Annotated in this window: 14 protein-coding genes; 8 read left to right on the forward strand and 6 right to left on the reverse strand. The window is 46.3% G+C overall.

The features are described from left to right. Positions 1-70: 70 nt before the first annotated feature. Positions 71-712 (forward strand): DUF2959 domain-containing protein, encoded by a 642-nt coding sequence (locus OCU77_RS16645; RefSeq protein ID WP_048900022.1) that lies wholly within the window; start codon positions 71-73, stop codon positions 710-712. A 15-nt stretch (positions 713-727) separates the two neighbouring features. On the opposite strand, the gene OCU77_RS16650 is transcribed toward OCU77_RS16645, so the two are convergent. Together OCU77_RS16650 and typA are read right to left on the reverse strand one after the other, a co-directional pair. Continuing rightward, complete coding sequence (locus OCU77_RS16650; protein WP_048900021.1) at positions 728-1258, reverse strand: AAA family ATPase; 531 nt, start codon at positions 1256-1258, stop codon at positions 728-730. 137 nt (positions 1259-1395) lie between these two features. After that, entirely contained in the window at positions 1396-3225 is a 1830-nt protein-coding gene (gene typA, locus OCU77_RS16655; protein WP_048900020.1) for a translational GTPase TypA, read from the reverse strand. Between the two features lie 516 nt (positions 3226-3741). Here typA and glnA point away from each other — a divergent pair. The 7 genes from glnA (at position 3742) to OCU77_RS16690 (ending at position 12618) form a co-directional block, all read left to right on the forward strand. Then, positions 3742-5151, forward strand: a complete 1410-nt coding sequence (gene glnA, locus OCU77_RS16660; RefSeq protein ID WP_107303105.1) for a glutamate--ammonia ligase — start codon at positions 3742-3744, stop codon at positions 5149-5151. A gap of 124 nt (positions 5152-5275) precedes the next feature. Then, positions 5276-5839, forward strand: coding sequence for a DUF4124 domain-containing protein (locus tag OCU77_RS16665; RefSeq protein ID WP_048900019.1), 564 nt, complete (start codon positions 5276-5278; stop codon positions 5837-5839). Between the two features lie 146 nt (positions 5840-5985). Beyond that, entirely contained in the window at positions 5986-7044 is a 1059-nt protein-coding gene (gene glnL / locus OCU77_RS16670) for a nitrogen regulation protein NR(II) (RefSeq protein ID WP_048900018.1), read from the forward strand. Between the two features lie 28 nt (positions 7045-7072). Further along, the gene (gene glnG, locus OCU77_RS16675; protein ID WP_048900017.1) at positions 7073-8476 is read left to right on the forward strand and encodes a nitrogen regulation protein NR(I); all 1404 of its coding nucleotides are present in this window, start codon (positions 7073-7075) and stop codon (positions 8474-8476) included. A 232-nt stretch (positions 8477-8708) separates the two neighbouring features. Continuing rightward, entirely contained in the window at positions 8709-11273 is a 2565-nt protein-coding gene (locus OCU77_RS16680; RefSeq protein ID WP_107303104.1) for a bifunctional diguanylate cyclase/phosphodiesterase, read from the forward strand. Positions 11274-11351: 78 nt separating this feature from the next. Then, the gene (gene add, locus OCU77_RS16685; protein ID WP_048900016.1) at positions 11352-12356 is read left to right on the forward strand and encodes an adenosine deaminase; all 1005 of its coding nucleotides are present in this window, start codon (positions 11352-11354) and stop codon (positions 12354-12356) included. Positions 12357-12489: 133 nt separating this feature from the next. Beyond that, positions 12490-12618: a hypothetical protein gene (locus OCU77_RS16690; protein WP_261855995.1), complete on the forward strand. Its 129-nt coding sequence runs from the start codon at positions 12490-12492 to the stop codon at positions 12616-12618. 75 nt (positions 12619-12693) lie between these two features. Here the strand turns inward: OCU77_RS16690 and hemN are convergent, their stop codons facing one another. From hemN to OCU77_RS16710, 4 genes are all read right to left on the reverse strand, one after another. Next, positions 12694-14067: an oxygen-independent coproporphyrinogen III oxidase gene (gene hemN, locus OCU77_RS16695; RefSeq protein WP_048900015.1), complete on the reverse strand. Its 1374-nt coding sequence runs from the start codon at positions 14065-14067 to the stop codon at positions 12694-12696. Between the two features lie 132 nt (positions 14068-14199). Further along, the gene (locus OCU77_RS16700) at positions 14200-14676 is read right to left on the reverse strand and encodes a DUF2489 domain-containing protein (protein WP_084711849.1); all 477 of its coding nucleotides are present in this window, start codon (positions 14674-14676) and stop codon (positions 14200-14202) included. Positions 14677-14679: 3 nt separating this feature from the next. After that, positions 14680-15216: a Der GTPase-activating protein YihI gene (yihI, locus tag OCU77_RS16705; RefSeq protein WP_048900013.1), complete on the reverse strand. Its 537-nt coding sequence runs from the start codon at positions 15214-15216 to the stop codon at positions 14680-14682. Continuing rightward, entirely contained in the window at positions 15216-15857 is a 642-nt protein-coding gene (locus OCU77_RS16710) for a class I SAM-dependent methyltransferase (RefSeq protein WP_048900012.1), read from the reverse strand. The genes yihI and OCU77_RS16710 overlap by 1 nt, the downstream gene beginning before the upstream one ends. Positions 15858-16101 lie beyond the last annotated feature (244 nt).

A 16101-nucleotide genomic window follows, 5' to 3' on the forward strand; every position in this document is an offset into this window, starting at 1 on the left:
TGGTTAAATTATGTGTTTAACTCGCCAACCCACCGAATCAGCAAGATTTTTTACGACAAGGAGTATGTCTATGCCTTACTTGCTAGCACTGGTATTAAGTGTATCGTTACTTTCAGGCTGCCAGAGTGCTTATTATTCCGCGATGGAGCAAGTCGGCGTTCATAAGCGCGATATTATGGTCGATCGCGTCGAAGAAGCCTCTGAAGCACAACAAGATGCTCAGCAACAATTCACCAGCGCATTAGATGCCCTCAAAGCGCTTAACCAATTCGATGGTGGTGAGCTTGAGGCCGCATATAACAGTATCAACGACCAATACGAAGACAGTGTCGATGCGGCAGATAAAGTCAGCAGCCGTATTGCCGCTATCGAAGACGTGGCGGATGCACTCTTTGTAGAATGGCAAGAAGAGCTCGACCTTTACTCAAGCGCGAAGCTAAAACGCGATAGCCAAGCTAAATTGCGTTCGACTAAAGCCTCTTACCAAACCATGCTCAGTGCGATGCACCGCGCTGAACAAAAAATGGCCCCTGTTCTTGATACGCTGCGCGACAATACCTTGTACCTAAAGCATAACCTGAATGCAGCAGCTATTGGCTCGCTACAAAGTGAATTCAATGATTTGCAGCGTGATATTCAGCGCGCGATCAAAGATATGGAAACCGCTATTTCAGAATCAGAGCGTTTTATTGCCCAACTTAAAAAAGCCTAGCAGGCGACAACACCACTAACGCTCATTCAAGCGAGTCAGTACCCAATTGGCTCGCTCTTCTACACTACCCCACGGCACTTCAACCACTTCATACCCCAACGATTGATACGTCGATACAAGCTGTTGATGAATACCTTGTGCTTCCTCAAACGGATACGGGCGCTCGTCATCTTGGACATAAATACTTTGGTTCGGTGCGCAGAAGAAAACACGCGAATGATAACCTGCCGCCGCTTCTTGGTATTGCGCTGTCACCTCGCAACCACCGAGGATGAGATAAGCGCAAATATCAGGGATAGCGCGATCAACAAACGCAGGCATGGTATTGCGAAGCGCTTCACGACGCTGACCACTCATCGCCGTTAGGCAAAGTTCAGCAAATGCGGGTAAGTTGGTCCACGGTAATACCCCATCCGGCTGCTGAGCCTGATCGCGAATTAACGTACGTGACACTTCAGGAAAGACCAGATATCCCTTATTCGCCAACGCATTAAGTAACGTTGTTTTCCCTGCGCCTGGGCCACCGGTAATGATGATTGGTTGCATTGTACTCTTCCTTTATAAAGTCCCGACTATCATACCAAACCTCGCCCCTGCATGAGGGGAGAATCCCAAAATTTAGGTATAAAAAATCCCTCCACAGCATACGCCATGGAGGGATTTTTAACGGAAGCTGAAGCTAATTACTTAGCAGTACGGCTTGCACGTTTACGATCGTTTTCAGTAAGCAGTTTCTTACGAATACGAATGCTTTCTGGTGTTACTTCTACTAGTTCATCATCATCGATGAATTCTAGTGCTTGCTCAAGTGTGTACTTGATAGCAGGAGAAAGCGTTTGAGCTTCATCAGTACCAGATGCACGAACGTTAGTTAGCTGCTTACCTTTAAGACAGTTAACTGTCAGGTCGTTTGAACGGTTATGAATACCGATAACTTGACCTTCGTATACTTCATCAGCGTGCTCTGCAAATAGACGGCCGCGCTCTTGAAGATTGAATAGTGCGTAAGTTAGGGCTTTACCTGTCGCGTTCGAGATTAGAACACCGTTGTTACGCTGACCAATTGTACCGCCTTTGTGAGCACCGTAGTGATCGAAAGAGTGGTAGATAAGACCAGAACCTGAAGTCAGTGTCATGAACTCAGTTTGGAAACCGATAAGACCACGAGAAGGCATCATGAAGTCCATGCGAACACGGCCTTTACCATCTGGTGCCATGTCAGTCAGCTCACCTTTACGTAGGCCGATGTTTTCCATGATACCACCCTGGTGCTCTTCCAGTACGTCGATGGTTACCACTTCAAACGGTTCCATTAGTTGACCATCTTCTTCTTTGATGATTACTTCTGGACGAGATACAGCTAGCTCGAAGCCTTCACGACGCATGTTTTCGATCAGGATAGATAGGTGAAGCTCACCACGACCTGATACACGGAAACGATCTGGGTTATCAGTTTCTTCAACGCGAAGTGCCACGTTGTGTACTAATTCTTTTTGAAGACGCTCAAGGATGTTACGTGAAGTCACGAACTTACCTTCTTTACCCGCGAACGGAGAAGTGTTTACTTGGAACGTCATTGTTACTGTTGGTTCATCAACAGACAGTGCAGGTAGTGCTTCTACTGCGTTTTGATCACAGATGGTGTCAGAGATTTTCAGCTCACCAAGACCTGTAATAGCGATGATATCACCCGCTTTAGCTTCTTCAACGTCGTGACGCTCTAGGCCTAAGTAGCCCATTACTGTGCCCACTTTACCATTACGTTGTTTGCCGTCAGCACCCACGATAGTTACTTGTTGGTTTGGCTTAACAGAACCACGTGTAACACGAGCAACACCGATAACACCTACGTAAGAGCTGTAATCAAGTTGAGATACTTGCATTTGAAGCGGACCATCAACGTCAACGTCTGGCGCTGCAACGTTATCAACGATAGCTTGGAACAATGGTTCCATGTCTTCGCCTGTTTCGCCTTCTTCTTGCGTTGCCCAGCCATTTAGCGCAGATGCGTAAACAACTTGGAAGTCTAGTTGGTCATCAGATGCACCTAGGTTGTCGAATAGGTCGAATACTTGATCCATAACCCACTCAGGACGTGCACCAGGACGGTCAATCTTGTTGATAACAACGATAGGCTTAAGACCGTGAGCGAACGCTTTTTGCGTTACGAAACGCGTTTGTGGCATTGGGCCATCAACCGCATCAACGATAAGAAGCACAGAGTCAACCATCGACATGATACGCTCAACTTCACCACCGAAGTCGGCGTGTCCTGGGGTATCAACGATGTTGATGCGGTAATCATTCCAGTTAATTGCTGTGTTCTTAGCAAGAATGGTAATGCCACGCTCTTTCTCGATATCATTCGAGTCCATAACACGCTCTTCGCTTTCGCCGCGAGACTCAAGCGTGCCAGACTGCTGAAGCAGTTTGTCAACCAGGGTAGTTTTACCGTGGTCAACGTGAGCAATAATTGCGATATTTCTTAGTTTATCGATCTGTTGATTAGACATGGATTTCACATTCACTCAGAACATGCAGCAACCATCGGGTAGCTACTTGGTTAAAAAAACGGCTCATAATCTAACAGATTTTACGCCAAAACCCACGAATTATGTGATTTATATCACCAGCTTTTTGAATTAAATGATGGAAATGATGCTTAGCCCCTATAAATGCGGCCTTTATCGCTCGAATAAGCACTTGAAAAGGCACTACCATTTCTCTCTGAATACAAAAATAACGGCGAAAGTTCATCCAGTAATGGAATTGACAACGACCCCGCCTACGATAAGGTAGTAGGCGCACTAAAAGGTGGCAAACAGCCAAACCGCACCAAACTGGTGCAGGCTATTCACCATAATTGTGCAGAAATGGATTCCCATCGCCTCAAGAACACCAAAATAGGGCAGTTTTTGGGGCTTTAAAAATTGGCACACTTTTCGCTTAACCTAAATCAGATAGCTCATAATGAGCAATGAACAAGTTTTGCGGCCAGTTGCCCAATCTAACACCGGAGGTTACTCAAGATGTCAGTTGAAAACGTACTAGCGCTGATCCAGGAAAATGAAGTTAAGTTTATTGACCTACGTTTTACCGATACCAAAGGTAAAGAGCAGCACATCTCTATTCCTTCTCACCAAATCGACGCCGATTTTTTTGAAGAAGGTAAAATGTTTGATGGTTCATCGGTTGCTGGCTGGAAAGGCATAAATGAATCAGACATGGTGATGATGCCAGACGCATCAAGCGCGGTACTTGACCCATTCACGGAAGATGCAACACTGAATATTCGTTGTGACATCCTAGAGCCTGCAACTATGCAAGGCTACGACCGTGACCCTCGTTCTATCGCGAAACGTGCCGAAGAGTTCATGCGCTCAACAGGTCTTGCAGATAATGTGCTTGTTGGTCCTGAGCCAGAGTTCTTCTTGTTTGATGACGTGAAGTTCAACACTGACATGTCAGGCTCTTTCTTCAAGATTGATGACGTAGAAGCCGCTTGGAACACAGGTTCTGATTTCGATGGCGGTAACAAAGGCCACCGTCCTGGCGTGAAAGGCGGTTACTTCCCTGTTGCACCGGTTGATTCATCACAAGACATCCGCTCTGCTATGTGTTTAATCATGGAAGAAATGGGACTGGTTGTTGAAGCTCACCACCACGAAGTGGCAACGGCGGGTCAGAATGAAATCGCTACGCGTTTCAATACCCTAACAACCAAAGCAGATGAAATCCAAGTGTACAAATACGTTGTTCACAACGTTGCACACGCCTTTGGTAAAACTGCGACCTTCATGCCTAAACCACTTGTGGGTGATAACGGCAGCGGTATGCACGTTCACATGTCACTCGCTAAAGACGGTCAAAACCTGTTCGCTGGTGACAAGTACGGCGGCCTATCTGAAATGGCGCTTTACTACATTGGCGGTATCATCAAGCACGCACGTGCCATCAACGCCTTTGCTAACCCAGCAACAAACTCATACAAGCGTCTTGTCCCAGGCTTCGAAGCACCAGTAATGCTGGCTTACTCTGCACGTAACCGTTCAGCGTCAATCCGTATTCCAGTTGTACCTAGCCCGAAAGCACGTCGTATCGAAGTACGCTTCGGTGACCCAGCAGCAAACCCATACCTAGCATTCGCCGCAATGCTAATGGCTGGCCTAGACGGTATCCAGAACAAAATCCACCCGGGTGAAGCGATGGATAAAGATCTGTACGACCTACCAGCAGAAGAAGCAGCAGAAATCCCAACCGTTGCTGAATCACTACAGGGCGCACTACAGTCACTAGACGAAGACCGTGAGTTCCTAACATCTGGCGGTGTGTTCTCTAATGACTTTATCGACTCTTACATTGAGCTAAAATCTCAAGATGTTGCACGAGTGAACATGACCACGCACCCACTTGAGTTTGAACTTTACTACTCAGTATAAGTAACTGATAAATAAATCAGTAATTAAGACTTCGACCCGCCTCACAGGCGGGTTGTTTTATTATTGCCCCTAATTTCCTAATCGCTAACCTCAAGCTATTCCTTCTTTGTCTGTGGGTTATCGCGTGTTCAAACCATGGTTTCCGGTCATTGCTCTACTTATTGCCAGCCTCACCACCTTTGCCCACGCTAAAATCTATACGTGGACCGACGAACACGGCACCGTCCATTTCTCTGATCAACCCAATGACCAAGCCACAGAAGCCAACATCAGCGTACCAACACCGGCCCCCAAAACACCGCAACCTCCCTCTCCCCCAAACACGACTGCGCATGAAGAAGAGCGCCACCTACTGTTTGACACTGAGTTACCCAAGCACACCACAACATCCAGTATTCAAATCATGTCACCGCTGCATGAACAAACCATTCGCAATAATGAAGGCATCATTACGCTGTCTGCCGTTGCCAATCGCACTATGGATAAAGGGCATACTGCTAAGTTGTATCTCGATGGTAAAGCCTATGGCAAAAGCCAAACACGGCTCGATTGGCGCTTAGTGGATATCGATCGTGGCAGTCATCAACTTCAAGTTAAGTTATTAAAATACGGCAAGGTTATTGCATCGTCAGAAAAGATAACTGTCTTTCTGCATCGTGCTTCGCGCCTGCATCCTAGGGGGCCATAACCGCTACCATTAGGGAGCATGCGCACAGTGCTAACCACATAGCTATCACTCTGCAGGCAGACAGGTTACACTTGATTGCACCAATATAGTGCAATGCGGATTTCTGAGGGCATACTTCAGAATGGCGCACCACAAGGAAGATAATCGTGACTGCTGAATTTACGCCGCTAATTTTAGACAATCTGGTAACTGCGATCCTGCTGCTCGATGAAGAGTTAACCATTCGCTATGTTAACCCTGCGACCGAGCAGCTGTTTGCTTCCAGTCAGCGACGACTCACTCACAGTCACTTTCCTGACCTATTGCAGCACTCATCACTCGATCTTGGTTTAGTGCAAGCAACCTTACAAAGTGGACAAGGACTTGCTGACAGCGATGTTTCCTTTGTCATCGATGGTCGTCATCACACCTTAGAACTCAACGCCAGTCCGGTCTCATGGCAAAAAGAGCTGCTGATTTTATTGGAACTCAAGCCTATCGATCAGCAACGTCGAATTAGCCAAGAGCAAAGCCAGTACGTACAGCAACAAGCCGCCAAAGAGCTGGTGCGAGGGCTAGCACATGAAATCAAAAACCCCTTAGGAGGCTTACGTGGTGCGGCACAGCTACTAGAGAAAACCCTGCCCGATCCCAGCTATACCGAATACACCCAAATGATCATCGAACAAGCGGACAGGCTAAGAAACTTAGTCGATCGCTTATTAGGACCTCAGCGCCCAGGCAATCGTCAGGTCGATAATATTCACGTCGTGTTAGAGAAAGTGCGCCAGCTTGTGAGCCTCGACAATAACGATGGCATCACGATTGCCCGTGACTATGATCCCAGCCTGCCCGATTTCACTATGGATCCAGAGCAACTCGAACAAGCGCTACTCAATATTGTCAGTAATGCTGCGCTCGCATTGCGTGATACTGAGCAAGGCCATATCACACTGAAAACACGTACCGCCCATCAAGCTTTGATTCACGGTAAGCGTTTTCGCGTCGCCGCAAAAATCGACATTATTGATAATGGCCCAGGGATCCCAAGTGATATTCAAGACACCTTATTTTACCCCATGGTCACCGGCCGTGATGGCGGAACAGGGCTGGGGTTATCGATAGCGCGTAATCTCATCGATCAGCACCAAGGGAAAATTGAGGTATTAAGTTGGCCCGGTCATACCCAATTCACCATCTTTCTTCCGATAAAACAATCACAATAACTTGGTAAAACCGACTTAGGAGGCACATATGAGCAAAGGAATGATTTGGGTTGTCGATGACGACAGTTCAATCCGCTGGGTGTTAGAACGCACCTTAATTGCCGCAGGCATGCGCTGCGAGACCTTCGCCGATGCGGACAGCGTGCTCGACGCATTAGAGCGTAGCGTACCCGATGTACTCGTCTCTGATATTCGTATGCCAGGCACCGATGGCCTCACACTGCTGAAAGGCTTACAGCAAGATCACCCGACCTTACCTGTTATCATCATGACAGCCCATTCTGATCTGGATGCGGCGGTCAATGCCTACCAAGAAGGCGCCTTTGAATACCTCCCTAAGCCTTTTGATATTGATGAAACTGTCAGTTTGGTTGAGCGTGCCGTCAGCCACAGCCAAGAACAAAAACGTCAGCAACCCGAACAAGTGCTCAAACCCGCGCCTGAAATCATCGGCGAAGCACCAGCGATGCAAGAAGTCTTTCGCGCTATCGGTCGCTTATCCCGCTCATCGATTTCAGTGCTGATCAACGGTGAATCAGGCACAGGTAAAGAGTTGGTCGCGCACGCGCTGCACCGCCATAGCCCAAGAAAAAATAACGCCTTCATCGCCTTAAACATGGCAGCTATTCCGAAAGATCTCATTGAATCAGAGCTATTTGGTCACGAAAAAGGCGCCTTCACAGGAGCAAACAGCGTACGCCAAGGTCGCTTTGAGCAAGCCAATGGCGGCACACTTTTTCTGGATGAAATTGGCGATATGCCACTCGACATCCAAACCCGTTTGTTACGCGTATTAGCCGATGGGCAGTTTTATCGGGTCGGTGGTCACTCTCCCGTGAATGTGGATGTACGGATCATTGCGGCAACTCACCAGCACCTTGAACGCCTTGTCGCCGAGGGGGATTTTCGCGAGGATTTATTCCACCGCCTCAATGTTATTCGTGTACACTTGCCCGCTCTCAAAGATCGTCGCCAAGATATCCCGCAGCTCACCCAGCATTTCTTACAACGTGCTTCAGATGAATTAGCCGTTGAGATGAAAACCCTGCATCCCAGTACTGAAGTGATACTGTCCGATTTAGATTGGCCGGGAAATGTACGTCAATTAGAAAATACCTGTCGCTGGCTCACTGTCATGGCCAGCGGTAAAGAAATTCTACCCGCGGATCTGCCACCTGAATTGAGTCAACCAACAACGGCGGTACAAACGGGCGATCAGCCTGATTGGCACCACGCACTGGCAAACTGGGCAAAAGACGCATTGAGTCACGGTGAGCATGACTTACTCAGCGAAGCCTTACCGGCCTTTGAAAAGATTTTACTCGATACCGCATTGGCACATACCCATGGCCATAAACAAGAAGCCGCCAAGCTACTCGGCTGGGGACGTAATACCCTGACACGGAAACTCAAAGAGCTGGATATTCACTAGTCCAGTGTTCAGCCTTTGCCCCTAAGTCACAAGCCCTTCTCATACTCAATACCCTAGTATTAGAAGGGTTACTCGCCCAATTCATTGACGAATGAAATGCGCGTACGGTTTTATGATAAAAAGCCGATTTACTAGCAACAAAATGCCCGTCTTTTCGACGGGTTTGGTTGCATCGATATTCAAGATAAGCCACTATTCCTTATCTCATATACTGTACGACTCTCTAATAAGAATGATACGCCTTCCTACGCTGACACTTCGCACTGCGGTGATGTTACCTTTTACTTTGATCCTACTCTTAACCGTAGGCGTCATTGCAATCGCGCAGCATAATAGTTACGAGCGTATGTTGTCAGAAGTCAGTAACAAGCTCTTATCGTCGTACACCAAAAATATCAGTAACGATTTAAATTTGTTTCTGGGTGACCCGTTTAAAACCAATCAAACCTTAGCCGACAGCATCCAACGGCACCGTTTATATCAACCACCGACCCTGACAGTGCTTGAAGGCTATTTATACGACGCCATTTCTTCCATTTACATCAGCCAAGAACAAATCAACACCATCGCGTTTGCCAGTGAAGATAAATACCTCGTTGGCTATCGCAAAGAAAAAGACCACCAGTACTCGTTACTACTGAAAGATCAGCGTACCGCCAAAGATTTATATATCTTTGATGGTAATAGCTACCACCACCCGACCAGCCATAAAATCAAAAATTACAACCCACTAGAGCGCCCTTGGTATGCCCCCTTTGCCAACAGCCTTCAAGCTGGTTGGTCTGATGTTTATACCAATATGGATGAGAATCAAACTCTGACCATTTCTGCTGCATCCCCTGTCATGCAGCATAATCGTCTTATTGGCGTCACAGTCACCGATATTAATCTCAACCACATCAATGATTTTCTTGCCAACGATGCACGTTCAACCACGGGCACAACCTACATTCTGGATGATAAAGGTCTATTGGTCGCCACATCAGAAAATCAAAAAATATTAAGCAGCGCCTTCAAACGGCTACATCCCTCAAACAGCACCTCTCCCCTCATCGCGGCAAGTGGCCAGTATATTCAGAACCATCAACTTAATAGGCTAAATCGCAGTACAGGCTTCTCTTTTTCGTACAAGGATGCACGCTATTTCGGTCGCATTACGCCTTACAAAGATGAATACAATTTGAATTGGTCGATCGTGGTCACTACCGCAGAAACTGATTTATTGGGACAGCTGCCACAGCAACAAATGATGGGATTGATTGCCGCCTTAATTCTCGGTGGTGGCGCCCTCTTAATTGGCTTGTCGGTATTAGGGCAAGTCACCCGCCCTATTACAGAGATCGCAGAGGCATCGAAAAAGCTCACTGAAAGTCACTGGGAAATTCCTGTCCGAGAAACAGTATCACTCAAAGAAACTCAGCTACTGATCAACTCCATTAAATCAATGTCTCACCGCTTACAGCAATCCTTTAACTCACTAAGAAAACATGTGTTATTTGATAGCTTAACTGGGCTATTGAGTCAGCAAGGTTTAGTCGAAAACACCAGTAAACTACGTGTAGGCAGCGAAGCTGGGTTAGTGCTTATTGGCTTGAAATCATTTAGAAATATTAACGATAGCTTGGGTCACATCAATGGCGATCAGTTGCTGGTACAAATTGCGACCCGCTTCCAACAGGTCGTGCCAAGCAATATCCAACTAAGCCGTGTGGGTCGCGATGAATTTGCACTATTTAGCCAGCACATCACCACAACGGAACAAATTGAGCAACTGGCAAAACACGCCTTAGAAATGTTCCACCGTCCTTTCATGATCGATGGTATTGATGTCATGCTACGTGCACGAGCAGGCACAGTGTCTGGGCCCTTGCCTGAAAATGGCATCAATGAATGGATTCGTAATGCCAGCTTGGCACTCAGTGAAGCCAAACAACACGAGTATCCACTGTATTGCCATTACCAAGCTCGCATGATGACAGCATCCATTGAGCAAACTCGATTAACCGCAGAGCTCAAGCACGCTATCGACAACCATGAGTTCGAGGTGTACTACCAGCCAATCATCGACTTACACCGCAATCTAATCTGTGGTGCTGAGGCTTTAGTTCGCTGGAATAGCCCGAGTCGTGGCTTAGTACCACCGATTAAATTTATTCCGCTTGCTGAAGATAGCGGCATGATCATCGAGATAGGTCATCAAATTTTGTACCAAGCTTGCCAGCAAACTTACCAACAAATTCAAGCTGGTGATTGGCCTCACGACTTCTCCTTGCATGTCAATTTATCGGTCTGCCAATTGCTACAAGCAGGCTTTATTGAACAACTTGAAGTGGTATTAGAAAAGACTCAGCTCCCCCCCGCGAACCTGACACTCGAAGTCACTGAGTCACGCTTAGTCAGCCAGCCGTTACTGACCACCCATGTATTAAATCAAATTCAAGCATTAGGGATCCATATTGCCATTGACGATTTTGGCACGGGTTATTCATCGTTGGCGTACCTGACCCAATTACCCTTTAACAGCCTTAAAATAGACCGTTCATTTGTTAATCAAATGATGGCAACAGACAATTACAGCGCTGTGGTGGCTGCCATTATTACTATGGCGAAAAACTTCCAAGCAGACACAGTGGCGGAAGGGGTAGAAACAGCCGAGCAAGAAGCCAAACTCAAAGCCTTAGGTTGTCGCTATGCGCAAGGCTTTTACTATGCCAAACCTCAACCATTGAGCGAATGGTCAACAGAAATGGTAAACAAACCAACAAACAATCATCAGTTAGCTGAATATCAGCAATGACTATACTGATAGTATTTTCTGCTTTGCGTATAATAACGCACCAAATTTTCTCAGACTTCAATTGGGGCACCCATAATTATGATTACTAAGCACCTTCCTCTTACTGATATTCACCGCCACCTTGACGGTAATATCCGTATCCAAACTATCTTAGAGCTTGGTCAGCAATTTGGTATGACCCTACCAGCCAATGATATTGAAGCGCTGCGCCCACACGTACAAATCGTCGAAGCTGAGCCAAGTTTGGTGGCCTTCCTGTCTAAACTCGACTGGGGTGTTGCTGTACTGGGCGATCTCGATGCATGTCGCCGTGTGGCCTACGAAAACGTAGAAGATGCACTGAATGCCCAAATCGACTATGCCGAATTACGTTTCTCACCATATTACATGGCCATGAAGCACAACCTACCTGTTGCTGGCGTGGTTGAAGCCGTGGTTGATGGGGTAAAAGCAGGCTGTCGTGACTTCGATGTACAAGCAAACCTGATTGGTATCATGAGTCGTACGTTTGGGATTGAGGCTTGCCAGCAAGAGTTGGATGCCTTGCTAACTCAAAAAGAAAACTTGGTTGCTATCGATCTCGCAGGTGATGAACTGGGCCAGCCAGGCGATCAGTTTATTAAACACTTCAAGCAAGTTCGTGATGCCAACCTTCGTGTGACAGTTCACGCAGGTGAAGCAGCAGGCCCTGAGAGCATGTGGCAAGCGATTCAAGAGCTTGGCGCGGTACGTATTGGTCACGGCGTCAAAGCGATTCACGATCCAAAACTGATGGATTACCTCGCAGCAAACAAGATCGGTATTGAATCTTGCCTAACATCTAACATTCAAACCAGTACTGTTGAGTCATACCAATCTCACCCAGTGAAGCAATTCCTTGACCACGGTATTCTTGCTTGTCTGAACACCGATGATCCTGCTGTAGAAGGCATAGAGCTGCCATACGAATACGAAGTCGCAGCACCAAAAGTAGGTCTTAGCCAAGATCAAATTCGCCAAACCCAAATCAACGGTTTGGAACTGGCGTTCCTATCAGACAGTGAAAAGCAAAACCTAAAAGATAAAGCGGCCAAACGCGCTTAATAAATTGATGAAATATTGCGCAAAAACAGTTTCCAATAGCAATATTTCGCGTAGAATACGCCCACTTTACAGTTTTCAGCTGCCGATATTGCTATCGGTAGTCGGTTTAATAACGTCATTGTGGGGAAATTCCATGCTTGAAAGCCTACTTTCAGTCAGCGTGGCTATGCCAGCCGTCAGTGATTTAGCCGCAGGTGGTATTAACCATTTTGCAGCTGGGGTACTGGCTTTAATAGCCGCAGTAAATATGTTTTCAAACTAAACCAAGTTTGAAGGCACATTAAAAAAGCCGCACTATCTGAGATAGCGCGGCTTTTTTGCAACTTAAGCTTTAACCCTAGATAACGCGAGAGAACTGCTGCTGACGAGCTCGGTCACGCAGGTACTTATCAAAACACATACAAATATTGCGGATCAATAGGCGGCCTTTTAACTCAACAAAAATCAGATCATCGCTCACAGTCACCAACTCATCGTTAATGAAGGTTTGTAGTAACTCTAAATCTTCTGCAAAGTAGCTATCAAAATCGAGATTAAACTCAGCTTCGATCGCTTTCTTGTCTAACTGGAAATTACAAATCAACGCTTTAATCACTTCACGGCGTAGTAAATCATCCGCGTCTAAACCGACCCCTTTCCACAAAGCATGGTTGTGATCATTCACATCCGCGTAATACGCTTTGAGTTCTTTTTGGTTCTGCGCGTAGCAATCACCAATCATCGAAATTGCCGACACACCAAAGCCAAGTAAATCACAATCACCTTGGGTGGTGTAACCTTGGAAGTTACGGTGCAAAATACCTTCACGCTGTGCCACCGCTAATTCATCTTCAGGCAACGCAAAGTGATCCATACCGATGAATTGATACCCCTCACCCGTTAAGGTAGCAATCGTATCTTGCAACATCGCGAGCTTTTCTTTCGCGGCTGGCAGGTCTTCATCTTTAATTTTACGCTGCGCGGCAAACAAGCTTGGCATGTGTGCGTAGTTAAACACAGAAAGACGGCCAGGCTTCATCTCAAGCACTTGCTTTAAGGTATCAGCAAATAACGCCTGATTTTGCTTCGGTAGACCATAGATCAGATCCAGGTTCGTCGAGCGGAAACCCAACTCTTTCGCGCGCTGTACCATGGCAAAAATAAATTCTTCATCTTGCTCACGGTTAACCAGTTTTTGTACTTCTTTATTGAAATCCTGCACCCCAATACTCAGGCGGTTAAACCCTTCACTACGGAGGTGATCCAGCATATCCAATTCAATTTCACGCGGGTCAACTTCGATACTGATTTCAGCATCGGCATCAAAGGTGAATTGCTCGCGTAAAATCGACATTAATCGTGTCACTTGCGGCTTAGTCAAAAACGTGGGTGTACCACCGCCCCAGTGAAGCTGGCTCACTTGACGTTGACCCATGGTCTTGCCGCGTTGACGAATTTCTTGCTCTAGTACATCAAGGTACTGATCGGCTTTGTGTTGATGACGGGTAATAATTTTATTACAACCGCAGTAATAACAAAGCTTATGACAAAATGGAATGTGCACATACAACGACAGTTTACGGTCAGGGTACTGTGCGCACGCGCTGTCAAACTCCGCCTCGGTGAAACCTTGATGAAACTCCAGTGCGGTTGGGTATGAGGTGTAACGCGGCCCTGAATAGTTATACTTTTCGATCAGTGCCTGATCCCAAATAATCTGCTCGTTCGACATGGCGTAATTCCAATAGTGTAGGGATTTTGTTAATGGCTAAGTGTGCCACAAGTCAGTAAAGATGTAGAACACTTACGTGTTACCAGAAGAATAAACCCCGCCTTGATCACTACGTGTTTCAAGGCGGTGCTTTTATTTCATTGCGAGGATCGCATCAAGCTCCAGCTTAATGCTGTCTTGCAAACGCGCTTCCGCTTTCATTCGCTCTAAATCCAGCTTCATACGCTCTTGCTTTTGGATTGTCTTACGCGCTTCACCTCGTGGCATGTCTTTCACTACTTGGTAAAGCTCGTTCATTGCTGGGTAAGTTTGTGCAAAATTAATCGCTTTCTCACCTTGCAAGACTTCCATCAGCTTATACAGTCGAATTGAGATTTCCGACATATCACACTGCGCCTGTTTACCCGCGTCAGCGATAATAAACACGCTTTCCATAATTGTAGCATTGCGTTGTTTGAGCTTTTCACCTTGTTCCGCTTCTGCACGAGCAAGGAATGCTTTATGGCGTTGAGTTTGTTGGTACAGTTTAAATAACAAATAGCCTGCGTAACACGCGAGTACCGTCACGATACTCCCAGCAAGACCTAACCACAGTGTCATATTCTGCAAGGGTTACTCCTTGTCGAAATCGTCAAAACCCATATTTTCAAACTGATCAAGCAGGTCATCATCCGATTTAGGACCTTTCGCGATAGGCATCGCTTCTTCAACAGGTTCTTCATCTAGAAGCCCCAATTGTTTCATCAGTCTTTCGATACGATCTAACTTATCATCGACTTGTTTTTGTAAACCAGCACCTAGTGACTCACCCGCTTCAATACGGTCAAGCAGTACCATTAGCTGTGCATCATTTTCTAGCATTGCAAGCTCTTGCTCTGCACTTAAACGACGCTCTTTTTTACTTTTCGGCTTAGTTTCCACAATCAGTGGAATTGGCTTTTTGCTGCCTAGGCGTGGATCTTTCGCACGGCCTTTGCCTTTTTGTTGCTCATCAAGACCCGCTGAGTGACGGCTACCTGATTTTAACCCTTTACGCTTTTTGTCTTTCTGACGTTTACGTGCATCGAGTTCAGTTTGCGAAGCTGATTTTTCGCGATATACCGCAGGGCCTTCACTGCCGACTTTACGGGCTTTTTTCTTACGAGTCATTACTGGGTCTTCCTCAGCAAAATTACATCATTGCCAACAAATTCAACTTCCAGTCCGTCACGCCGCGCTAAATAGCGGAACGTCTCACGGCTGAAGAAGCTCACATGGGTTGGGTCGTTTTTATAATACCAATGTGCGAAATCATCAGTATTAGGTGCTAGTTTGGTCATTATCCCCAGCCAACCGCCGGCTTTAACCAAATTCACTAGCTGCCCCCATTCCTTAGCAGGCGTATTAAAGTGCTCAATTGCCTCAGTACAAGTAACAAAATCATACTCTTGCCTTAATACTGATGGCTCATAAGCAAAATAGGGATCATATATCGTCATATTATACCCCATCTCGCTCAACATTACGGATAATGTCGGTCCTGGGCCGCTGCCAAAATCTAGCCCATATAAAGGAGGGGCGGGTAATTTAGCCATTAAGGGGGCCGCTAATCGATTAAGGAAATGACGATAGCCCTGATCGAGGGGGTTATTTTGGTGCTGTTGATACACCTTTTTCTCTTGCTCAGCAGACAGCTGAAAGGAAGGATCGGCAAAAATCAATGTACACTGGGAACAGTGATAATACGGCCTCAGGCGATCTTTAAAAAAAGCCGTAACCGCAACACAATCACAAAGTGGACATGTCTGCATGATAACTCCCTTCCTTTAGCAAAGAATGGGCTGAAACATAACAGAAACGCCATAAAGAAAAAAGCGACAGGCTTACGCCTATCGCTCTATGAGTTGCCATCGCTGGCTAAATTCTGTCTAGTCGTCCGTAACCAGTTTAAAAACATCCCGGTTTGACAATAATCCTTTTGTTATTGGTGCTTTCCTTGCCAAAGATTGTTGTTCTTCATCATCCTGATGAATTTTCACTGTCCTTCACACATCC

It is taken from the genome of Photobacterium swingsii (genome assembly GCF_024346715.1).
Classification (GTDB): Bacteria; Pseudomonadota; Gammaproteobacteria; order Enterobacterales; family Vibrionaceae; genus Photobacterium; species Photobacterium swingsii.